The sequence below is a fragment of the Enterococcus sp. 12C11_DIV0727 genome (genome assembly GCF_002148425.2).
GTDB classification, from domain to species: domain Bacteria; phylum Bacillota; class Bacilli; order Lactobacillales; family Enterococcaceae; genus Enterococcus_L; species Enterococcus_L lemimoniae.
Genome location: NZ_CP147248.1, coordinates 3,090,918 through 3,111,071, shown reverse-complemented (window position 1 = coordinate 3,111,071; position 20,154 = coordinate 3,090,918). Strand labels below are relative to the sequence as shown.

General features: G+C 36.4%; 24 protein-coding genes, 1 tRNA gene, 1 pseudogene and 1 other annotated feature. Of the genes and pseudogenes, 7 read left to right on the top strand and 19 right to left on the bottom strand.

Going from position 1 to position 20,154, the window contains the following annotated elements:
* Positions 1-4 precede the first annotated feature (4 nt).
* Entirely contained in the window at positions 5-436 is a 432-nt protein-coding gene (gene mraZ / locus A5866_RS14820) for a division/cell wall cluster transcriptional repressor MraZ (RefSeq protein ID WP_010762855.1), read from the bottom strand.
* 279 nt (positions 437-715) lie between these two features.
* Positions 716-1,087: a DUF3397 domain-containing protein gene (locus A5866_RS14815; RefSeq protein ID WP_086280127.1), complete on the bottom strand. Its 372-nt coding sequence runs from the start codon at positions 1,085-1,087 to the stop codon at positions 716-718.
* Between the two features lie 184 nt (positions 1,088-1,271).
* Here A5866_RS14815 and A5866_RS14810 point away from each other — a divergent pair, with 184 nt between their 5' ends.
* Together A5866_RS14810 and A5866_RS14805 are read left to right on the top strand one after the other, a co-directional pair.
* A complete protein-coding gene (locus tag A5866_RS14810; RefSeq protein ID WP_086280124.1) occupies positions 1,272-2,228 on the top strand; it encodes a magnesium transporter CorA family protein in 957 nt (318 codons plus the stop codon).
* A 71-nt stretch (positions 2,229-2,299) separates the two neighbouring features.
* Positions 2,300-2,413 (top strand): DUF4044 domain-containing protein, encoded by a 114-nt coding sequence (locus A5866_RS14805; protein WP_086280105.1) that lies wholly within the window; start codon positions 2,300-2,302, stop codon positions 2,411-2,413.
* Between the two features lie 144 nt (positions 2,414-2,557).
* On the opposite strand, the gene recN is transcribed toward A5866_RS14805, so the two are convergent.
* Positions 2,558-4,249, bottom strand: coding sequence for a DNA repair protein RecN (gene recN / locus A5866_RS14800; protein WP_086444976.1), 1,692 nt, complete (start codon positions 4,247-4,249; stop codon positions 2,558-2,560).
* Between the two features lie 17 nt (positions 4,250-4,266).
* Entirely contained in the window at positions 4,267-4,716 is a 450-nt protein-coding gene (locus A5866_RS14795) for an arginine repressor (protein ID WP_086280099.1), read from the bottom strand.
* A 285-nt stretch (positions 4,717-5,001) separates the two neighbouring features.
* Here A5866_RS14795 and A5866_RS14790 point away from each other — a divergent pair, with 285 nt between their 5' ends.
* Positions 5,002-6,528: an NAD-dependent epimerase/dehydratase family protein gene (locus A5866_RS14790; RefSeq protein WP_086444977.1), complete on the top strand. Its 1,527-nt coding sequence runs from the start codon at positions 5,002-5,004 to the stop codon at positions 6,526-6,528.
* Between the two features lie 46 nt (positions 6,529-6,574).
* On the opposite strand, the gene A5866_RS14785 is transcribed toward A5866_RS14790, so the two are convergent.
* From A5866_RS14785 to A5866_RS14750, 8 genes are all read right to left on the bottom strand, one after another.
* Complete coding sequence (locus A5866_RS14785) at positions 6,575-7,390, bottom strand: TlyA family RNA methyltransferase (RefSeq protein ID WP_086280096.1); 816 nt, start codon at positions 7,388-7,390, stop codon at positions 6,575-6,577.
* A 16-nt stretch (positions 7,391-7,406) separates the two neighbouring features.
* On the bottom strand, positions 7,407-8,294 hold the full coding sequence (locus tag A5866_RS14780; RefSeq protein ID WP_086280093.1) for a polyprenyl synthetase family protein: 888 nt from the start codon (positions 8,292-8,294) through the stop codon (positions 7,407-7,409).
* Positions 8,294-8,533 (bottom strand): exodeoxyribonuclease VII small subunit, encoded by a 240-nt coding sequence (locus tag A5866_RS14775; RefSeq protein WP_086280090.1) that lies wholly within the window; start codon positions 8,531-8,533, stop codon positions 8,294-8,296. The genes A5866_RS14780 and A5866_RS14775 overlap by 1 nt, the downstream gene beginning before the upstream one ends.
* A 4-nt stretch (positions 8,534-8,537) precedes the next feature.
* A complete protein-coding gene (xseA, locus tag A5866_RS14770; RefSeq protein WP_086444978.1) occupies positions 8,538-9,881 on the bottom strand; it encodes an exodeoxyribonuclease VII large subunit in 1,344 nt (447 codons plus the stop codon).
* Positions 9,882-9,890: 9 nt separating this feature from the next.
* Positions 9,891-10,736: a bifunctional methylenetetrahydrofolate dehydrogenase/methenyltetrahydrofolate cyclohydrolase gene (locus A5866_RS14765; protein WP_086444979.1), complete on the bottom strand. Its 846-nt coding sequence runs from the start codon at positions 10,734-10,736 to the stop codon at positions 9,891-9,893.
* Between the two features lie 330 nt (positions 10,737-11,066).
* A complete protein-coding gene (nusB, locus tag A5866_RS14760) occupies positions 11,067-11,516 on the bottom strand; it encodes a transcription antitermination factor NusB (RefSeq protein ID WP_176332590.1) in 450 nt (149 codons plus the stop codon).
* Positions 11,509-11,934, bottom strand: coding sequence for an Asp23/Gls24 family envelope stress response protein (locus A5866_RS14755; RefSeq protein WP_086280076.1), 426 nt, complete (start codon positions 11,932-11,934; stop codon positions 11,509-11,511). The genes nusB and A5866_RS14755 overlap by 8 nt, the downstream gene beginning before the upstream one ends.
* Before the next feature lie 344 nt (positions 11,935-12,278).
* Positions 12,279-13,343 carry a M24 family metallopeptidase gene (locus tag A5866_RS14750; RefSeq protein ID WP_086444981.1) on the bottom strand — a complete coding sequence of 355 codons (1,065 nt, stop codon included), beginning with the start codon at positions 13,341-13,343 and terminating at the stop codon, positions 12,279-12,281.
* Between the two features lie 175 nt (positions 13,344-13,518).
* On the opposite strand from A5866_RS14750, the gene A5866_RS14745 reads away from it, so the two are divergent.
* The gene (locus A5866_RS14745) at positions 13,519-14,328 is read left to right on the top strand and encodes a metallophosphoesterase (RefSeq protein ID WP_086444982.1); all 810 of its coding nucleotides are present in this window, start codon (positions 13,519-13,521) and stop codon (positions 14,326-14,328) included.
* 66 nt (positions 14,329-14,394) lie between these two features.
* Here A5866_RS14745 and A5866_RS14740 read toward each other — a convergent pair whose 3' ends face one another.
* The 3 genes from A5866_RS14740 to A5866_RS14730 all read right to left on the bottom strand — a co-directional run bounded on the left by A5866_RS14740 (position 14,395) and on the right by A5866_RS14730 (position 15,809).
* Positions 14,395-14,541 (bottom strand): hypothetical protein, encoded by a 147-nt coding sequence (locus A5866_RS14740; protein ID WP_086280066.1) that lies wholly within the window; start codon positions 14,539-14,541, stop codon positions 14,395-14,397.
* A gap of 239 nt (positions 14,542-14,780) precedes the next feature.
* Positions 14,781-15,185 (bottom strand): hypothetical protein, encoded by a 405-nt coding sequence (locus tag A5866_RS14735; RefSeq protein WP_086444983.1) that lies wholly within the window; start codon positions 15,183-15,185, stop codon positions 14,781-14,783.
* 147 nt (positions 15,186-15,332) lie between these two features.
* Positions 15,333-15,809, bottom strand: a complete 477-nt coding sequence (locus A5866_RS14730; RefSeq protein ID WP_086444984.1) for a DUF2798 domain-containing protein — start codon at positions 15,807-15,809, stop codon at positions 15,333-15,335.
* Positions 15,810-16,038: 229 nt separating this feature from the next.
* On the opposite strand from A5866_RS14730, the gene A5866_RS14725 reads away from it, so the two are divergent.
* Both A5866_RS14725 and A5866_RS14720 read left to right on the top strand, forming a co-directional pair.
* Positions 16,039-16,347, top strand: a complete 309-nt coding sequence (locus tag A5866_RS14725) for a hypothetical protein (protein WP_254907592.1) — start codon at positions 16,039-16,041, stop codon at positions 16,345-16,347.
* 93 nt (positions 16,348-16,440) lie between these two features.
* Positions 16,441-16,644 (top strand): annotated as a pseudogene (locus tag A5866_RS14720) (DUF5067 domain-containing protein); the annotation flags it as partial.
* Positions 16,645-17,124: 480 nt separating this feature from the next.
* Here the strand turns inward: A5866_RS14720 and A5866_RS14715 are convergent.
* The 4 genes from A5866_RS14715 to rplU form a co-directional block, all read right to left on the bottom strand.
* Positions 17,125-18,084: a peptidoglycan amidohydrolase family protein gene (locus A5866_RS14715; protein ID WP_254907593.1), complete on the bottom strand. Its 960-nt coding sequence runs from the start codon at positions 18,082-18,084 to the stop codon at positions 17,125-17,127.
* A 667-nt stretch (positions 18,085-18,751) separates the two neighbouring features.
* Positions 18,752-19,039: a 50S ribosomal protein L27 gene (rpmA, locus tag A5866_RS14710; RefSeq protein ID WP_010762831.1), complete on the bottom strand. Its 288-nt coding sequence runs from the start codon at positions 19,037-19,039 to the stop codon at positions 18,752-18,754.
* A 12-nt stretch (positions 19,040-19,051) separates the two neighbouring features.
* Positions 19,052-19,396: a ribosomal-processing cysteine protease Prp gene (locus tag A5866_RS14705; protein ID WP_086444985.1), complete on the bottom strand. Its 345-nt coding sequence runs from the start codon at positions 19,394-19,396 to the stop codon at positions 19,052-19,054.
* Between the two features lie 34 nt (positions 19,397-19,430).
* Complete coding sequence (rplU, locus tag A5866_RS14700) at positions 19,431-19,739, bottom strand: 50S ribosomal protein L21 (protein ID WP_010762829.1); 309 nt, start codon at positions 19,737-19,739, stop codon at positions 19,431-19,433.
* A 19-nt stretch (positions 19,740-19,758) separates the two neighbouring features.
* Positions 19,759-19,841 (bottom strand) — a sequence feature (ribosomal protein L21 leader region).
* Positions 19,842-20,013: 172 nt separating this feature from the next.
* Between rplU and A5866_RS14695 the strand changes: the two genes are divergently transcribed.
* Positions 20,014-20,087: transfer RNA gene (locus A5866_RS14695), tRNA-Arg, on the top strand.
* The last annotated feature ends 67 nt before the right edge of the window (positions 20,088-20,154 follow it).

Here is a 20,154-nt window from a genome sequence, read left to right as displayed (position 1 = left end):
CTTTCTAAAAACCAAAATCAATCATTGTCTCTGCAATTTCATCAAAATTCTCTTCAGCTTCTGTAGAAAATTCTTGCCAACGGGCTTCATCCCAAATCTCGATTCGATTTGAAACACCGATGATCACACAAGCCTTCTCCAAACTGCCATGTGTTCTAAGCGCAGCAGGAATGTTGATCCTACCTTGTTTATCTATTTCACATTCAGTAGCAGCCGAATAAAAAAAGCGGACAAACGTACGGGCATCCTTTTTGGCCAGAGGCATTTCTTTTAACTTTTCCTCTAATTGTTCCCATTCGGACATCGGATAACCAAATAAACAGCCATCCATCCCTCTTGTTACCACAAACTTCTCACCTAATTGGTCACGAAATTTAGCTGGTACGATGAGTCGGCCTTTGGCATCTATATTATGTTGAAATTCACCCATAAACATAGCCAATATTCCCCACTTTTCCACTTGATAGAAATAGTCTACCACATCCCGCCACTTTCTACCACCAAAAACAGTGAATCTTCCCTCATTTAATGGTTATTTAAAAAGTTTGTAATATTTCAATATGTTCCCACATTTTAAAAAAAAGCGGTATCAACAGCTATGTAATTGCTTTTTAAAGGAATTTCCCTACGTGTTTTTATGTTTGATTTCTCATAAAAATATTACAAACAAAATAGGTGGGGAGTAGTGGGGAGTATCCGCCCACCTATTTTGTTTTTATGAAAAGTAATGGATGATATTTAACAAAACAAGTACGCCATATAAAATTAAACTCAGTAGAAATACTAAGCGCCAAAACATTTTAAAATATCTACCATAGAGGATCTCACCATAATAGTATGCTTGAAAAACAGCAACACAAATACCTAATAGTAAAACTGAGATAACCATATAAGGCACGATCGATTGTCCATAACTATCTTTTGACAATTCATTTAATCCTATAAACAAAAATGGAATTGAAATATCCGGCGCTTTTACTTTAAAACGTTCTGTAAGCGAGAATGTTGAAATAATAAAATTGCACGCAAATAAGACAATAACTGGAAAAACATACCAAAAGAGCATAATGACTGAAAACGACACCATTTCTTAACAATTCCTTTCGTAACACACTTTATTAACTATACTTTATTTTCTTTACACAGATGTTTCATTTCGTTTAAAACTTCGTGCCTAAATAATACTATTTTCCAAGGGCTTTATTCCCCAAAAATAAGCCAACTCCATTATAATAGAGTGAAATAGATTCTTAAAAAAATGAGGTGACCTTTTGATCAACTATTTAAAAATAGAAAACGGATTATTTACCCCATCTAAAACCGATACAGACGACACAATCTGGTTGGCTGTTGAACAACCGACGGAAGAAGAGATTGCACACTTAGTCACAACTTACAAACTCCCTAAAGATTATATCACAGGTGTCTTGGATGATGACGAAAATTCTCGTTTTGAGGGGCTTCATCAAAACGTCTTGGAAGAACCAGCCTTGATGCTTGTTCAATATCCTCACGCTACAATCAGCCCAAGCGGATACACGCAATTAAATACATTTCCGTTTGGCATTATTTTAACCACAGACGGAAAAGTGATCACAGTAATCAATAATTCAGCGGATTTCTTAAAAAAAGCTCTTTCCACCCCAGTCCCGGATATCGAACTGCCAATTCAAGAAACCTTAATATTATATTTAACTTGGCATATTTCAACTTGTTACAATCGTTTTTTAAAAGAATTGATTAAAGAAACCAATAAGCTAGAAGGAGAATTAAAAGTTTCCACCGAAAATAGCCAACTTTACCAAATCATGGATATCCAAAAAAGTTTAGTTTATTTTGAATCTGCCATCAATTCTAATTTAGAAGTCTTGAATATGCTTTACAGTGCTAGTATTTTTAAAGATCCTAGAGCACATCTACCACGACTTCATGATATTCTGGTTGAAACAAAACAAGCAGCGACCACAACTAAAATCCAACTGAAACTTGTGGATAAAATTAGCGACACCTTTTCAGCAATCGTTTCAAATAATTTGAATAATGTCATGAAAATTTTGACTTCGTTAACGATCGTCTTGACGATCCCTACGATCATTGGTGGAATCTTTGGTATGAATGTTAAACTCCCCTTTGCCAATCGAGAAGATGCCTTTTTCTGGATTTTCATTATAACAACAGGAACCTGTATCTTTGTGATTCGACGGCTAAAAAAACGAAACCTTTTGTAAAATTTCTAGTTGCTGATTTTAGTAAAACGATGTAAACTAGAGAAAGTAAAGAATAAGGATGTGTATAATCAATGAACGATAAAAAGACAAGTACTTTTTCTAAAGTCACTAAAATCGTTGTTTGGTTGATGCTAATTGCCATTGCTGGCTCAACAATTTTGACAGCTATCATGAGTTTACGATAATCAACTAAATAAACAGCAGAGAAGAAAGATTGATGTTAAACATCGTTTTTCTTCTCTATTTTTTCATTCATTTTCACGTAACAAAACTCTCGATTGACCGCTATTTAACAGCAAGCCTCATCAAGAGTCAATTTGTTCACTTTGTTAATGTCTGCGTTCATTCTCCGCCATGTTCAATAGTTCTTTTGCATGCTCTGTTGTTAATTTCGTAATCTCACTTCCAGAAAGCATACGCGCAATTTCTGCTACGCGTTCATTTTGTTTTAGCCTGCTAACTTTCGTCTCTGTTCGCTCGCCAATGATTTCTTTTTCAATAAAATATTGATAATCTGCTACCGCTGCGACTTGAGGAAGATGCGTAATACATAGTACTTGAGAGTTTTTGGAGATTTGATAAATTTTATCTGCAATCGCTTGTGCAACGCGGCCGCTCACTCCTGTATCAACCTCATCAAAAACGATACTAGTGATGCCTTGTGATTTAGAGAAGATTGTTTTCAACGCCAACATCACTCGAGAAAGTTCCCCGCCAGATGCCACTCTAACTAGAGGTTTCAGCGGTTCGCCTGGGTTTGTTGTGATATAAAATTCAACTTGATCTAAACCTTCTTCAGTAAATTGTTCTTGCGCTAATTCAGTAAAACGAATATCAAACACTGTTCGTTCCATATACAACTCTTTTAATTCCCGTAAAATATTTTTTTCCAGTTTTTTCGCAATTTTTTTTCGGATATCTCGTAGCTTCAAACCGTTTTCGACCACTTGATTCCGCTTTTCGATCAGCAACGTTTCCAGTTCACCAGTCCGTCCTTCCAAGAAATCAGCATCGGCTAGTTCACGAGTGATTTCTTGATAATAGTCTAAAATAGATTCAATAGATTCTCCGTATTTTCTTTTCATTTGTCGAATCAATTCCAACCTTGTTTCCACATCATTTAGTCGATTTTCATCTAACTCTAAACTATCAATATGTCTTGACAAATCGCCGCTGGCTTCTTGTAAAAGGTAATAACTATTTTGAACAGCTTCTGATATTGCCTTGTATTCTGGATCTAGCGTCTCGATTGATAACAGCTCATTCATAGCATATCCGATTTTATCTAAACTACTGTCACTATCTCCATTGATTGCACTATAGCTTGTCGCTAAGGCATCAGCGATTTTCTGAAAATTTCCCAGCTTGTTGCGTTCTTCAATCAATTGTTCTTCTTCATCCAAAACGAGTTCAGCCGCCGCAATTTCATCACTTTGGAATTGCAACATATCCATACGCTGAGCAAATTCTTTTTCATTTTTTTGACGATTCCTGACTTTCTTTTCGATCATGCGGTATTCCGAATAGCTTTCTTCATACTGCTCTTTTATTTTTAGTAACTCTTTCCCACCAAAATCATCTAACATGCCTAGGTGTTTCTCACTTTGCATTAGTTCTTGGTGTTCGTTTTGACCATGGATGTCAACTAAAAATTCACCGACTTTACGTAAATTCGCAATATTAATGATCCGACCATTAACTCGGCAAACATTTTTTCCTGAAGTTGATATATCACGTTGAATCACGATCGACTCTTCATCTGTTTCGATCCCTAATTCATCTAAAAGAGCAATCAATTCTTGGTTTTTAGGCATCGTAAACAACCCTTCCAACGTGCACTTAGAAGCACCTTGACGGATATAATCACTTGATCCTCGACCACCTGTCAGCAATCCCATTGCATCAATTATGATTGATTTACCTGCTCCGGTTTCCCCTGTTAAAACCGTCATACCCATCTGAAATTCTAATTGCAGCGAAGATATGATTGCAAAATTCTTTACAGAAAGTTCTTGCAGCATTTTTATTCACCTCCGTTTTATAAATATCGGAAAAATTCATTTTTTAAAAACTCAGCATCTTTTTCAGTTCTAGCAATAATCAACACACTGTCATCATCGTTGATTGCCGCAAAAACGATTTCTTTGTAATGCTTTTCGATTAGGTTAGAAGATGCTGCAGCATTCCCTGGTATAGTACGCAAAATAACCTGCTTTTCCATTTGATCAACTGAAACAAATGCATCTTTCATCAATTTTTCCAACTTTATCGATGTATCTTCTTTAGTTTCAGCTGGAATACTATAACGATAACCACCATCTATCGAAGGCACTTTAATCAATTTCATTTCCTTAATATCACGAGAAATCGTTGCCTGAGTCACTTCTATGCCTTTTTCTTCCAGATATGTAACAAAATCTTCTTGTTTTTGGATATTTTTATCAGCTAATAAACGAGTAATCAGACGATGCCGATCTTTTTTCCTCATAATAATATGCCCCTTTTTCGATTGATTTCCATTTTATCATAGCGTATTTTTATTCATTTTGAAAGTCTAAAAGCTAAGAAAACAACATCCTCACATGCACTCTTCACCTTAATGCTAAATAAAAAATCGACTGAAAGCAAATTACCTAGGACTTATCTACATCTAAGGCACTTCCAACACTTAAAGAAACGCTTAAACTTCCCCAGTAAAAATAGTTCAGCTATTGACAAACACAACCAGAAACCGCTAACATTAAAAATAGATTAAAGAGAGGAAGCGAGTTTTATGAAGAAAAAAAGAGTGTTTGTTACGGGTACAACAGGAACAATGGGTGGCGAAACTATGAAACAACTTTTAAATCGATCAGAACGTTTTCAAGTCGTCACCCTTGCAAGAGATTCAGAAAAAAACCGTACATTTATGCAACAGTATATTGATAATCCTGATTTGGAAGTTCATTGGGGCGACTTAGTAAACTATGATGACGTCCTAAAATGTGTCGCTGGCTGCGATTTTGTTATCCATTGTGCCGCTTTCGTCTCGCCTTCAGCTGATCGCTATCCGGCTGAAGCAATGAAAATCAATTATGGCGGAACACTCAATTTAATTCAAGCAATTTTAGCTCAACCAAACAAAGATGACATTAAATTAGTGAATATCGGAACAGTAGCGGAAACTGGCGATAGAATGGCCCCTATTCATTGGGGACGTGTTGGCGATCCCTTAAAACCTAGCGTTCATGATTATTACGCTGTTTCAAAAATCGCTGCTGAACGTGCTGTTATCGAATCCGGAATCAAGTATTGGGTATCTTTGCGTCAGACTGGGATCATGTCGATCAAAGAATTCAGTTTAAATGAAGGAATCGCTTTCCATCAGCCTTTAAACAATGTCTTGGAGTGGGTCACCGATCACGATTCAGGTGTCCTTTGCGCTAACGCCTGTGAAGATTGGGTCGATACTGACTTTTGGGGACATGTTTACAATATCGGTGGTGGTGAGGATTGTCGAAATACAAGCTATGAGTTGATGTCAGCCATGATGAAGGAAATCGGCGTTAAACAGTTTAAAGAAGTTTGCGAGCCTAATTGGTATGCTACCCATAATTTTCACGGTCAATGGTATTTAGATTCCGATAAATTAAATGACTTCCTACATTTCCGTTCTCAAACAACAAAAGACTTTGTTCGTTACTATGGAAAAGTTATGCGAGAGCAAGCTGCTCAGCAAACACCTGAAAACACGCCCGTTATGAATAGCAATCAACTTGCTGCCATGTTAAAACAAACAAATGAACAAGTTGCATTAACAGATACAGGAACCTTGCATTGGCTGATCCATAATCAAGAAGAACAAGTGGATCCATTCTTTATCTCAAAAGAGCAGTGGGCTAAAATTCCTGGTTGGGATCGTTTTGTTCTATATCGACCAGAAGGAGAAGCTATTTGGTTGGATCATGGTTATGATGAATCAAAACCTAAAACAGAATTATCTTTAGCTGATTTACAGCAGGCTGCAAAGTTTAGAGGCGGAGAATGTTTGTCAGAATCAATGACAGCTGGTGATTGGACGACTAAATTAGACTTTACATGCCATTTAGGCCACCATTTTTCAGCCAGTCCACGTTTGGTTTTAGAAGGTGGGCATTGGTGCGATGAATGTGAAAGAAGTAGCTGGAATTATCACGAACTAGCAAAGCAGAGTCCTTTCTTTGCTCAAGTTTGGTACCCTCTTCACGATAAATCTGAGCAAACACATGAGTATAAAAAATATGTAAAAGATACTGATATAACAGCTACTTCTAAATTTTAGATAAGAAAACTCTGGCACACGATAGAGATTCGTTGCCAGAGTCTTTTCATTTTTTCAATTGCTGATGTGCGGTCGCAACAACTTCTTCGATATTTACAGTATCTTCAACGACCCCTTCACCTTCTACCGAAGTCAAATAAGCTAAAAACTCGATATTTCCTTCTCCACCAGTAATCGGCGAGAAATCCAATCCACTGATAGTATACCCGTGCTTTTGAGCAAACGAAAGAATTTCATTTAAAACAAATGTATGGGTTTCTGGTTCACGAACGATCCCTTTTTTCCCAACTAACTCTTTACCTGCCTCAAACTGAGGTTTGATCAGTGCAACTACCTTACCGCCTGGTTTCAAGATTTTGTGCAATGGAGGTAAAATCAATTTAAGCGAAATAAATGATACATCAATGGTTGCGATATCCGGCACACCTTCATTGAAATCTTCTGGTGTACTATAGCGAAAATTGGTCCGTTCCATAACCACCACTCGTTCATCCTGACGAATTTTCCAAGCCAACTGATTATAGCCGACATCTAGTGCATAGCTCAAACGAGCACCATTTTGTAATGCTACATCAGTAAAGCCACCTGTTGAAGAACCGATATCTAACATCGTTTTGCCCGATACATCTAATTCAAACACCTCTAAGGCTTTCTCCAATTTCAAACCACCACGAGAAACATACTGCAATGTCTGCCCTTTTACTTGAAGCGGTGTTTCGATCAAGATTTTTTCACCTGGTTTGTCTAATCGCTCATTTTTATCGTTATAAACCAATCCGGCCATCACTGCCCGTTTGGCTTTTTCTCTTGTTTCAAATAATCCTTGAGTAAACGCTAAGATATCTACGCGCTCTTTCTTCATAAGTGCCTTCTTTCTATCATAAACGCAATTGTTCTACTAGTTCTTGTAATAATTCTGAATGAAATTCTGAGCTTGTTTGCCTGATTAACTCTAAAATATCGCTTCCCATTGACAATTGCTCTTTCAAGGCTTCTTTTGCACCTGCTAATCCAAGCAGGCTAGGATAAGTGCTTTTGTTTAAAGCTTCATCCCGTCCAACCTGTTTACCTAACGCTTCTTCTGAACTCGTAGCATCTAACAGGTCATCTTTGATCTGAAATGCTAACCCTAAATGCTGGGCAAAAACACCTAATAAATCGACAACTTCTTCCGGTTGATTTGCTAGGATTCCACCAGCTAAAAGAGCAAACTCAATCAAAGCACCTGTTTTCTTTTCGTGAACTGCTGCCAACTCGCTTAATGTTAATAAACGATCCTCGCCTTGCAAATCACCCGCTTGTCCAGCAACCATTCCTTGTGTGCCTGAAGCCTTGCTTAATAGTTGGATCAATAGGACTTTCTGATTCGCTTCTATTTGGCTAAGAGCTAATAATTGAAATGCTGCAGTAAGCAAACCATCACCTGCTAAAATTGCATGGGCTTCGCCAAATACTTTATGATTCGTTGGCTTGCCTCGCCTGAGATCATCATCATCCATTGCTGGCAAATCATCATGGATCAACGAATAAGTATGAACCATTTCCAACGCTGCTCCAACTTGATAATCGTGGGTTTGTGCTTCTTTATTAAATGAACGGAGAACTGCTAAAACAAGCAACGGGCGAAATCGTTTGCCCCCGGCTCTAATTGAATACAACATAGCCTCTTTTAAGCGTTCATTTGCAGTGTAATCATCGATAAAGTTTTCCATTTCCTTTTCAATAAGCGGTAAACTCTGCTTACGAAAATCAGTGAAAGCCTCCATCAATTTTCCTCACTTTCTTCAAAGGCAACTTCCTCATTATTTTCAGTCATCACTTTCGTTAATGTCTTTTCAGCTTTTTCCAAAGTATCTTGACACTGTTTACTTAAAACCATCCCTTCTTGAAAAGCGGCTAACGCCTCCTCTAAAGGTACATCGCCACGCTCTAGACGTTGAACGATTTCTTCTAACTCAGTTAATGATTCTTCAAATGTTTTTTCGACTGCTTTTTCTTTAGCCATCTTTTTACTCCTCTTCAGCAGGTATTATTTTTTCAATCACCGTATCTACAATACCATCTACATAATGGATTTGAATTTTTTCTTTTGTCTTCAGTTCATTGACGGACTTCACTACTTGTTGTTCTTTCGTTGTATAACTATAGCCTCGACCCATGATTTTTAACGGACTTAGCAAATCCAGTTGTTGTATAGCAGAAGTAAATTGTTTTTCTTTATCTTTCATGTATTGTTCCATACGATCATGAAGTGTTTTACTCAAAAACGTTAGTTGCTGCTGTCCTTCTCTGATTTGCCCCTGAGGTGTTTGCTGTTTGAACTGCGCAATGATTTCTTGAGCTATCCGTTGTTTTTGATGATAAACGGTTTCCATTGATTGCGTCAAGCGCTGCGTAATCCGATCCAGTTTAATTGTTTGCCCTTCATATAGACGATCAGGCTGTTTGAATACATATGAATTTTTCAAACGTTGGTAACGCTCATTTTTTTGTTGTAGTTGGTAAAGGAAACTTTGTTCTAAACGTGTTTGCCGTTCTTTAATTTTCAGTAGTTCTTCGTTTAAAACAAGTACTGCCAACTCTGCTGCTGCAGTTGGCGTTGCAGCTCTTACATCTGCGACCATATCAGCAATCGTCACGTCAGTTTCATGACCGACTGAAGAAATGATCGGTGTTTGTGCCTGATAAATCGCTCTGGCAACTCGTTCCTCATTAAATGGCCACAGGTCTTCAATCGAACCACCACCTCGTCCAATGATCATCGTATCAAAATTCCCGAGCTCTTCTACACGCTGAATATTGCGGACAATATCATCTGCTGCTTTATCACCTTGAACTAAGGTTGGAAACAAAACAAGTTGAGCGATCGGGTATCTTCGTTTGACTGTGGTAATAATGTCTCGGATAACGGCACCACTAGGGCTAGTAATAACTGCAATCCGTTTAGGATAGCGCGGCAGTATTTTTTTAGGTCCCTCAAATAAGCCTTCTTTCCCTAACTTCTCACGTAATTCAGCTAACGCTTGGTACAGCGCACCAACTCCGTCTGGCTCCATGTGTTCTACATAAATTTGATATGAACCGCCGCTTTCATACAACGAGATCCGACCAACTAGCAATACTTTCATACCTTCTTTGGGTTGGAATTTCAATTTTTGAAACGCTGATTTAAACATGATCGCAGAGATTTTTGCACCGTCATCTTTGATACTAAAATATTGATGAGCATTTGGCCGCATTCGAAAGTTAGAAATCTCACCCGTTAAATAAACCCGTTCCAAGTATGGATCAGCATCAAATTTACGTTTTAGATATTTGGTTAAAGCTGTCACTGTTAAATATTGCTGCTCCATCTTCTCACCTTACTTTTGTTTTTTAGCGGCTTCTACCGTTTGATACATCAACATTGTGATAGTCATGGGTCCAACACCTTTTGGTACTGGTGTAATGAAACTTGCAATCGGTGCAACCTCACCGAATTTAACATCACCAATCAACTTGCCATTAGCATCTCGATTCATCCCAACGTCAATTACAACTGCACCTGGTTTGACAAACTCTTTTGTCACAAAATGACCGCGACCAATTGCCACGACTAAAATATCCGCTTCTCTAGCGACTGCAGGTAAATCAACCGTTTTTGAATGAGCGATCGTAACAGTCGCATTTTTCATCATCATTAATTGTGCCATTGGTTTTCCCACAATATTACTACGCCCAATTACAACTGCTCGTTTGCCCTCTAAATCAATGTTATACGCTTCAAACATTTTCATGATGCCATATGGCGTGCATGGAATCATTGTAGGTTCACCAATAAATAAATGTCCCATGTTCATGGGATGGAACCCATCAACATCTTTATGGGGGTCAACAGCTAACAACACTTTTTCTTCATCAATATGCTTTGGCAATGGTAATTGAACCAGTATTCCATGATAATCTGAATCATGATTATATTGTTCGATTACAGCTAATAGTTCTGCTTCTGAGATCGTTTCAGGTAAACGCTCAATTTTCGAGCGAATCCCGATTTTAGCTGCGGCTAAATCTTTATTTTTCACATATGTTTGACTTGCTTGATTTTCACCTACTAATAAAACGACTAAACCTGGACGAATGCCTTCTTTTTCAAGTTCTTGCACTTCTTCTTTGATTTGCGCTTGCATTCTATCTGCTAGTTCACGACCGTTGATTAACTCTCCCATAAGTTCACTCCTCTTTTTTGCTTACATTCTTTTATTTTAGCATAATTCAGTTAGTCTTAACACTCTATAATCTTTATCTCCTTGAATTGTATACAAATGAAACTTCTCTCCCTTTGTACGCCTTGTATTGTTCATCATCTACTCTGGCGAAGCCAGTCGTAGTCCTTCAATTCTTAGAGCTTTAGCTCTTAGAAATTGATGAGATCGAAGCGCAGCGTAGTGATTCACTAGTAAGGTTACTTCTCTCCCTTCGGTCGCCAAGTATTGTTCATCATCTACTCTGGCAAAGCCAGTCGTAGTGATTCACAACAAAAAAGATTCAAAGTATTTCTACTTTGAATCAATATCTTTCATTATATTGGCTAAAACACCATTAACAAATTTTCTTGAACGATCATCGCTATATTTTTTAGCTAATTCGATCGCTTCATCTAAAGCAACCGTGTTAGGTACATCCCCAACATAAAGCATTTCAAAAATAGCCATACGTAAAATAATCAAATCCATTTTAGCAATACGAGTGATCGACCAGTTGTTTCCTAAATGTTTTTTGATGATCTCGTCTAGTTCTGCTTTTCGATCACAAACGCCGCCTACCAATAAATCTAAGTAAATTGGTACGAATTCTTCCCCATCTTCACTAATGATTTCTTGATTATCTAACTCTAATGCATAAGAAATTGCATCTTGCTTTGTTAAGTCAACATTAAAATCTAAAGGAAATAGCGCTTGTAGCGCCTTTTCACGAATCTCGTGACGAGTGAAACTTGGCTTACTCATTTTCTCCCTCATCTTCCGGGAATAATTCATCAAAATCTGGTTCAGGAAGTTTTTCAGGAACCACTGCTACAACATGAATATTCACTTCTACCAAATCGATATCCGTCATAAACAGCACTTGCTGTTTCACACGATCTTGCATCTCTAATGCTACTTTAGGTACTGAAATACCATAATTTAAGTAGCAATAAATATCGACTTTCAAGCCTTCTTCTTCTGCTCTTAAATAAACACCTTTACCATGAGCAGCACGGCCTAAAAATTCTGTTACATTATTAGCAAATGTCCCACGCATACCATAGACACCTTCTACTTTAGATGCTGCAATACCAATAATGACTTCAATTACTTCCGGCGCAATGACGATTTCGCCTAAAGAATCTTTTGTATTGATTACTAGATTTTTTTCGTCAGTCATTTTAATCCTCCTTATAATATAGGTAACAATGTTCCACTTTTAGCTTTTTTCCGAAGGCTTTCAAGCCTTTGAGCTTTAGCTCTTAGAAATTGATGAGATCGAAGCAGAACATAGTGCTAGCCCGCAAAGCTAGATAACACAACGATAACAATGTAAGAAACATTCACTGAATCATCAAGGTTTCCACTCATTTACCTATCTAAGTTTACATTCACACCTAGTTTATCATTAATTAGCTTGTTTCGCTACCAAAAAAACTATGAGAAAATGCGTCGAAAACGGTTTATGTTCAAAATCTGATTACAACTAAGCGCCCACCGTTTTTTTCACTGATCTAGCATTTTTTATAAGATGATCAATTCTTTAGGTGAATGCGTTAGTACACGGTTTCCTTCTTCCGTTATCAATAAATCATCTTCGATTCTAACACCACCAAGTCCAGCTAAATAAATACCTGGTTCATCCGTAATCACATTTCCTGGCACAAATTGTTGATCTGCTCTGAAGGAAACATTCGGACCTTCATGGATTTCCAAGCCGATTCCATGCCCTGTACTATGTCCAAAGGCTTCACCATATCCATAAGAAGCAATATGATCACGCGCAATCCCATCTAGCTGAATACCAGTTAAACCTGGTTTTGCTTCATCGAGTACCTTTAATTGTGCCTCTAGAACGATTTGATAAATATCTTTTAATTTACTATCTGGTTCGCCAATGGCAAACGTTCTTGTCATATCTGAAACATAGCCTTCATAATAACAGCCAAAATCTAACGTGATCAAATCCCCTTTTTCGATGACCTTTTGACTCGCCACACCATGAGGCATCGCAGAACGAATTCCACTTGCAACGATTGTTTCAAAAGAGACACCAGAAGCCCCTAAAGAACGCATGTAAAAATCTAATTGGTTGGCAATTTCAATTTCTGTCATTCCTGGTTTGATCACCGTTAAGATATGTTTAAACCCAAGATCTGCAATGCTACACGCTTTTTCGATGATTGCAATTTCTTCTTCATCTTTAACTTCACGCAATTCTTCAATCAAGCCAGCTACTGGAATCAAGTCGCAAGGCGTGATCTCTTCTAATAAACTGTATTCTGCAAAACTCACAAAAGCTTCTTCAAACGCAATATTATCTAGCTGTTCTTTTTCAGCAATTGCTACGACTTCATCATAAATCGGACCAGAATTTTGAATGATTTCAAATCCTTGTGCTTGTGCCGTAGCTTGTTCTGTATAACGAAAATCAGTAACAAAAAAGGCTTTATCTAGGGTAATCACAGCTAATCCTGTCGTCCCAGTGAAATTCGTTAAATAACGTAAATTGTACGGACTTGTCACTAAAAATCCTGAAAGATCATTTTTTTTCATTGATGCTCTTAATTTATTTACTCTTACCATCATTTTTTTCATCCTTCTTTCCAAAATAAGTTCTTCTTTATTATAGCAAATAATGATTTTGAAAAACACCGAAGACACACAACCTCTAAATTATTTTAAAGTTTCTCCATTTACTACTCGATATTTACCTTTTTTTAAGCTATATCCGTTATAGTAAAATTCGAAAGTGAGGTCAACAATGAAAAAAAGATCTATTGTCTACTTATTTTTATTCGCCATTATTGGTATGGTCCTCTATGCCTTTTTTATAGAACCAAAAAGAATCGTTACCCATCATTATACAGTGGGGACTAACGATGGACAAAAACCTGTCAAAATTGTTCAGCTCTCAGATATTCACATTCAAGAAAACTATTCTACGACACAATTAGAAAAAATCGTCACAAAAGTTAACAATGAACAACCTGATATTATTTTATTCACCGGTGATTTATTTGATAACTATGCAAAATACGGACCTACCGAAGAAGTTATTACAGCACTCGACCGCTTGTCAGCCCCTTTAGGAAAATATGCAGTTTGGGGAAATCATGATTACGGCGGTGGGGCCGCTCACGCTTATCCAGAAATTTTAGCGGCATCTGGTTTCCAATTATTGGAGAACTCTGGTGTCAATGTTCCTTTATCTAATGGAAAATCAGTCTATATCGGCGGTTTGGATGATTCTATGTTAGGTAATTCCTTGATCGAAGAAACATTAGCTGGCCGACAAAGTGACTACACTATTTTAATGAGCCATGAACCAGATAAAGCTGATGATGTATTAGACCATGATATTCAGCTAATTTTAGCTGGACATAGTCACGGAGGACAAGTTAAACTACCTTTTTTTACAATCAAAAATGCGCTGGCCGAAAAATATTATGATGGCTTTTATAGTTTACCTAATGAGACAAATTTGTATGTTAATACAGGTTTAGGTACAACAAAAATTCCGGCACGTTTTAGAGTACCGCCGGAAATTGCAGTTTTTGATCTTTACGTTTAATTTTTACAAACGAGTAGCCCAAATGCTATAACATTTGGGCTACCCGTTTCCTGTTAATGTATTCATTTAGCTAAGCATTTTTACTCGACCGCCGATTTTATCAGCAAATTTTTCTGCATAATGTTTGTTTGGAAAGACGCGAACACGATTTTTATCTCTTGTACGTTGTCCGTCCTTACCGATATATCCATGTAATACTTTTACAGCGTACATAACCATTCCTTCTTTGCTTTATTATTAAGTGATGATAAAACTATACTCAAAAGAACTTAACTCAAACATAAAAATCTGCGAAGAATGTATGAAGATGTATTAAGAAAAAGCGAAGAATATCTATATTCGTTTAAGAAGGACGCTTATACTGGAAAAACAGAAAAAAAGTTGAGCTATTACTTCACTCAACTCTCTATATAACATTATGGTCCTCACAAGTTGAAAATTGCTCTTTACCTTTAAACGATAATGTCTTTTGTTTTTTTATCCATATGTATCCTAGCTGTCCATGTTTCAAAATTGACCAGTACAGGTTTTACATGATTCAATTCTTTCTGATATGCTGACAACTTGGGTTCGATTTCGTCTAACGACTCAATCTCTTCAATGATAAACTTCCCTTTTAAAAGCAAACTTTCATGTTCAATTTCTTCATAGCAACAGACAGAGCCGTTTTGATTACATCGAATATTTTTAACGGTTTCACCATTTCCATCCAAATAAAATTGTAGCTTTAATAGCCCTTCTCTCCATAACGGTTCAGAAACAGTAATAACCGTTGGAAAATCACGCTGATCAATTGTTGAAATCAAAAATACGGTACTTGAATTTAATAACCTGACAATTCTCTCATGTATTTCCATCGCTGAGGTCCCCCTATTGACCAAGATTCTACTAATTATAACAACAATATTGCTTTATTGGAAAATTATATCTTTTTTTTGCTAGATTTTCTCTTTACTACTCAAAAAGTAGGACAGAACGAAGTTCCGTTCTGTCCTACTTTTTATTTAGTCATCCAATTCATTGCTCTCTTGCAACCAATTACTTTGACGACTTACACTTAAAATCATTCTACAAATCGGTCCAACTATAAGTAATTGCAATGGCAAAGCCATAATCAAATTTTTAGCAAACGCACCAAGATAATAGTTCAAGAAATTTTCTGTAAAGCCAAACTGCATAATGACACCATACATTGACATAAAAAAGACCATTCCTAAAACCATACAGCTAGAAACAGCAATGATCATTTGGATTTTTCTCTCTTTATTGACTGGTAAGGCAAAGGCAATCTTTTTAGCTGGTGCCGAAACGACTAAGACATCAAATAAAAATGCAACAATAAATCCTGGGACTAGTCCTCCAAATAAATTGCTTAACGAAAATTGCCCATGTAATAAAAGATTGTAAGCACTCATTATACTCATCATTGAAAAACAGACAATCGTCGTGAAAAACAAACCTTCTTTTTTGTTTTGCGGCATAAAACACTCTCCTTTATTTTTTGTAGCAGAGTTTATGCTATCATAGAAAAAAAATTCTCGTAAGTTAAATTTTTTTAATCATTTCCTAATAATATCTCTTGAAATAACCATGTACATTTTTTCCAAATGATTAAAACTAAAAAAACATATTCTAATTTTTAAAAAAATAATAATGACTTATGATATAATCAATTTGTTTAACAATATTATGAATAAGTAAGTAATTAAAATGAAGAAGACATTTGTTTTAAGTTTGGTCGTATTATCAAGTATCGTATTAGCATCATGCGGAAATTCTGCAAGTAAAGAAGACTCCACAAAGCAGGAAACTAAAACATCTCAAAGCAGTACATCCAAATCTACAGAAGAAAAAATGGATGAAACAAGTGGAGATTTTGTTAAGACTGCAAAAGATACTACTTTTGATGGCAAGATGCTCAAGGGAAATTCATATAGCGTGAAAATTACTGATACTAAAGTTATTCAACCTGGTGAAGCTGGCAATGAATACGGTAATAAACCAGTAATCGCATTCTGATATGATACTATTGTTTCGCCTGACTACAAAGATGATCATGCAATAAATCCTAATACCTCTTGGATCATGAATTTTTAAGCTGTTCAAGATAATGATCCAAATAAGGTCAACGAACTACAAGTAGCGTCATTACCTGATTCTCAATATTTAGAATCCCAAATAGCAGAAATCAAGCCTGGCGGAACCGTTTCAAATGCTACCACTTACGAATTGACTGATACTGAAACTCCAGTTACATTAATTGCTAAAAGCATTATAGGAACAGAGTATGGAAAAGCAGATTTTCCAGTGAAATAATACCACTCACGTTTCCATCAAAATTTGCAATTCAGTATTCCGATGGAAATTAATTTGATTAACCTTATCTTTTTAAAATCAATTTTATTACAACCGTTTCTGACATTAAAAAGTATCTCTACACTTGTTTGACAAAGAGTAGAGATACTTTTTAATAATACTGTTGAGCTACTGGACATAACCTGTGAGCTATCAACTAAATGAAATAGATGGTTTCTTTCATTTAATAATCTAGTTGTGTCCTGTTAACATCTACTATACTAAACATACCTAACATAAAAAATACTCCTAGCAACATCAACAAACAGCCCACTTTAAATTTACTCCTATTCTTCAATATGATAATGGATTTAGTCTACTTAATCTTACATATTTGCGCGCTTTTTGTGCACTCTAAATTCAGAAAAACTGAGACGCTAATCAAATTTTTTTCTGATTATTGCCTCACTTTTTTTAAAGCGATTGTCAAAATTTTTTCTGTTAATATTTAAATGATTTTACTGCAAAAGCATTTGCTCCAGTTTTTCGAACTTCTGCTTCAATTTCATTTCTTACGATAGATGTATCATGGTCGTTAAACCCTTCACCTTTTACGCGAACATCCCAAGTGCCATACGAATTTTCTTCGCCATAAGTTTGACCGTCCAATAAAATATCTTTTAAAAAGCCTCTCATATGTGAATCAAAAGGTTTATTTCCTGTAAAAGCAGAAGCTGGCATATTACGTGCTTCGATACGAGCACTGTTTTTATCCCCATCTAAGATAGCGATATTTTGTTGCATATACCCAGGATAGTACGTTCTTAACTCTTGCTGCAATCGAGCTAGTGAATTATTCAACCGTTTACCTTGCCCACTTTTAATCACTAGTTTATATCGACCATCACTTTGCTTATGCGCTTTGACTTGATCACTTAATAATGTCCAAGAATATTTAGTTTGAATCCAAGCTACCATATGTTTGGCTTGATCGAATGAAATATTGTCAATTGCAATACCATTTCTTCTTGTTTCTGGTGTTGGACTTCCACCTTTTAACCGGTAAAAATCATTCGGTGGTCCACCCAACCATCCACCTTCTATTGATGTTTCTGAAATTCCATTCGATCCGTAATTACAATGAATAATTCTGCTATTACTTACAAATACTCCTGTATGACCATTTGCTCCTAAACTAGTCCCTTTGCCTCCTGAGATAAAAATATCACCTCTTCGCACCTCTGCACGTGAGATAGGCTGTAACAATGATCCGTCTAACGCATAAAGAGTTTCAGTGTTTCCAATCGCAGTTCCTACTGGCAGAAAACCTGCTTCAACTAGGGCATTATACACAGCTGAACTACAATCATAGCTATAAGGACCATAACGATTTGTCATGCTATATGTTACCTTTCCTTCCCTTGCTCGAAACCAGTTTATTACTGATTCAATATTTGCCATACTTTTTACCTCCCGATAATAACGTTTTTGTAAGATCTTACATCGTTAGTATAAAGAATATTTATTCTTTCAAACTATCATTATTCTGTCATTATCCTCCCGAATACAAAAAGCCACCGCACAAGCAATGACTATATATGATTAAGTAGCCAAAACTCAATTTAAATGGCATCAAACTCATGCTGATTAAAATACCACAGGCTATCATTACTTGTGAATAATATAAACTCTATACAACTATGTACCTTTAAAGATCTGATATACCCACATTTAAAACTTTGTATCTATTTTTTAGAACAATTTTATTATTTTGTACTGTTTTACACATATCCTTTATGCTTAATCGTAATCTTCACTTACGAACTTTTTACTTAAAGCTACCTCACTATCTATAAGTGATTAGTTTTAACTCGTAATGCATTGATTTTAGTAAGAAAAGACTAAAAATTATCAAAACGCTAGCTAAAACTAGAGATGGTTCCTGCCGTATTATCTGTGAGAACAAAATCATCTAATAAAATAATATCCCTTTGATAATAAAACATACAAACTCTTAGAAAGACTGCTCAATTCGCTCATTTTTAATAGATGTATTCAAGTTACTGTTTATTTAAAATAAAAAAACTCTATCCCTTAATTAAAAGGGATAGAGCCATTAAGTCGATTATTATTGAGCTACTGGGTAAACAGACACTTGTTTTTTGTCGCGGCCTTTACGTTCGAAACGTACTACACCGTCAACTTTAGCAAATAAAGTGTCGTCTCCGCCGATACCTACGTTTGCTCCTGGGTAAATTTTAGTTCCGCGTTGACGGTATAAAATTGATCCACCAGTAACAGTTTGTCCATCAGCACTTTTAGCGCCTAGGCGTTTAGATTCAGAATCACGTCCGTTGGAAGTAGAACCTCCACCTTTTTTGTGGGCGAATAATTGTAAATTCATATTTAATAACATAGTCTGCACCTCCTATTTTTCATTTATGGTTTTGACTTGAATAAATTCAAGATTTTCTTGCTCGATTGCTTGGAGACCTAATAAAAGATTTTCCAAGATAATTTGGGCAATGTTGGTTTGTTCTTGATTGGACTTTGAAATCACTTCAACATAAAGGTAACCACCTTCATCTTCGTTGGTTTCAACAATCGGTTCAAAACCAGCTAATGCATCGATGCCATTGACAGTACTGATCGCTAAAGCAGACACTGCTGCGCAAACGATATCACTGCCATAAGGACCCGATTCAGCATGCCCTGAGACTTCAAAAGAAACAATTTGACCTGAGTCATTTCGTTTAAAAGAACTTTTAATCATTGATAGGCCTTCTTTCCTATGCAACTTAAAAGAATTATGCGTTGATTGCGTTGATTACAACTTTTGTATACGGTTGACGGTGACCTTGTTTGCGGTGAGTGTGTTTTTTAGGTTTGTATTTGAAAGTTACGACTTTCTTTTGTTTGCCGTGTTTTTCTACAGTTCCTTCGACAGTTGCACCTGCTACAGTTGGAGCTCCTACTTTCGTAGATTCGCCACCCACTAAGATAACTTCGTCAAAAACAACTTTTTCGCCAGCTTCTACGTCTAATTTTTCAACGTAAATTGCTTGACCTACCTCAACTTTTACTTGTTTACCACCAGTTTTGATAATTGCGTACATGCTATACAGCACCTCCTTCTTCTAGACTTAGACTCGCCATCCCAAGTGACAACAAGATGATTGTCATACTTAAAAACTTGTTCTGTGCGGTTGTAGCTGTGGAGTCCACAATTACAACATTAATACTATATCAAAATAAGGAACGAGAGTCAATAAAAACTTAGTCATTTAGCTCTAAAAATCACTTTTCGAAACTTTTTTGTTGTTATTTCTAAATTATGATTGACTTTGTTTTCCATGTTCATTATAATAAATTCTGTTGCGTTAACATTTTGCGCCAATAGCTCAGCTGGATAGAGCACTCGCCTTCTAAGCGAGCGGTCGGGAGTTCGAATCTCTCTTGGCGTATTATTTTAAACGTTTATATCAAGAAAACACCAACTATTAGAATTTTTCTAACAGTCGGTGTTTTTTT

Coding starts and splice junctions, on each gene's coding strand:
- mraZ (WP_010762855.1), bottom strand. CDS start 436: ATGTTTATGGGTGAATTTCAACATAATATAGATGCCAAAGGCCGACTC.
- A5866_RS14815 (WP_086280127.1), bottom strand. CDS start 1,087: ATGGTGTCGTTTTCAGTCATTATGCTCTTTTGGTATGTTTTTCCAGTT.
- A5866_RS14805 (WP_086280105.1), top strand. CDS start 2,300: ATGAACGATAAAAAGACAAGTACTTTTTCTAAAGTCACTAAAATCGTT.
- recN (WP_086444976.1), bottom strand. CDS start 4,249: ATGCTGCAAGAACTTTCTGTAAAGAATTTTGCAATCATATCTTCGCTG.
- A5866_RS14795 (WP_086280099.1), bottom strand. CDS start 4,716: ATGAGGAAAAAAGATCGGCATCGTCTGATTACTCGTTTATTAGCTGAT.
- A5866_RS14790 (WP_086444977.1), top strand. CDS start 5,002: ATGAAGAAAAAAAGAGTGTTTGTTACGGGTACAACAGGAACAATGGGT.
- A5866_RS14785 (WP_086280096.1), bottom strand. CDS start 7,390: ATGAAGAAAGAGCGCGTAGATATCTTAGCGTTTACTCAAGGATTATTT.
- A5866_RS14780 (WP_086280093.1), bottom strand. CDS start 8,294: ATGGAGGCTTTCACTGATTTTCGTAAGCAGAGTTTACCGCTTATTGAA.
- A5866_RS14775 (WP_086280090.1), bottom strand. CDS start 8,533: ATGGCTAAAGAAAAAGCAGTCGAAAAAACATTTGAAGAATCATTAACT.
- xseA (WP_086444978.1), bottom strand. CDS start 9,881: ATGGAGCAGCAATATTTAACAGTGACAGCTTTAACCAAATATCTAAAA.
- A5866_RS14765 (WP_086444979.1), bottom strand. CDS start 10,736: ATGGGAGAGTTAATCAACGGTCGTGAACTAGCAGATAGAATGCAAGCG.
- nusB (WP_176332590.1), bottom strand. CDS start 11,516: ATGAGTAAGCCAAGTTTCACTCGTCACGAGATTCGTGAAAAGGCGCTA.
- A5866_RS14755 (WP_086280076.1), bottom strand. CDS start 11,934: ATGACTGACGAAAAAAATCTAGTAATCAATACAAAAGATTCTTTAGGC.
- A5866_RS14750 (WP_086444981.1), bottom strand. CDS start 13,343: ATGATGGTAAGAGTAAATAAATTAAGAGCATCAATGAAAAAAAATGAT.
- A5866_RS14745 (WP_086444982.1), top strand. CDS start 13,519: ATGAAAAAAAGATCTATTGTCTACTTATTTTTATTCGCCATTATTGGT.
- A5866_RS14740 (WP_086280066.1), bottom strand. CDS start 14,541: ATGTACGCTGTAAAAGTATTACATGGATATATCGGTAAGGACGGACAA.
- A5866_RS14735 (WP_086444983.1), bottom strand. CDS start 15,185: ATGGAAATACATGAGAGAATTGTCAGGTTATTAAATTCAAGTACCGTA.
- A5866_RS14730 (WP_086444984.1), bottom strand. CDS start 15,809: ATGCCGCAAAACAAAAAAGAAGGTTTGTTTTTCACGACGATTGTCTGT.
- A5866_RS14725 (WP_254907592.1), top strand. CDS start 16,039: ATGAAGAAGACATTTGTTTTAAGTTTGGTCGTATTATCAAGTATCGTA.
- A5866_RS14715 (WP_254907593.1), bottom strand. CDS start 18,084: ATGGCAAATATTGAATCAGTAATAAACTGGTTTCGAGCAAGGGAAGGA.
- rpmA (WP_010762831.1), bottom strand. CDS start 19,039: ATGTTATTAAATATGAATTTACAATTATTCGCCCACAAAAAAGGTGGA.
- A5866_RS14705 (WP_086444985.1), bottom strand. CDS start 19,396: ATGATTAAAAGTTCTTTTAAACGAAATGACTCAGGTCAAATTGTTTCT.
- rplU (WP_010762829.1), bottom strand. CDS start 19,739: ATGTACGCAATTATCAAAACTGGTGGTAAACAAGTAAAAGTTGAGGTA.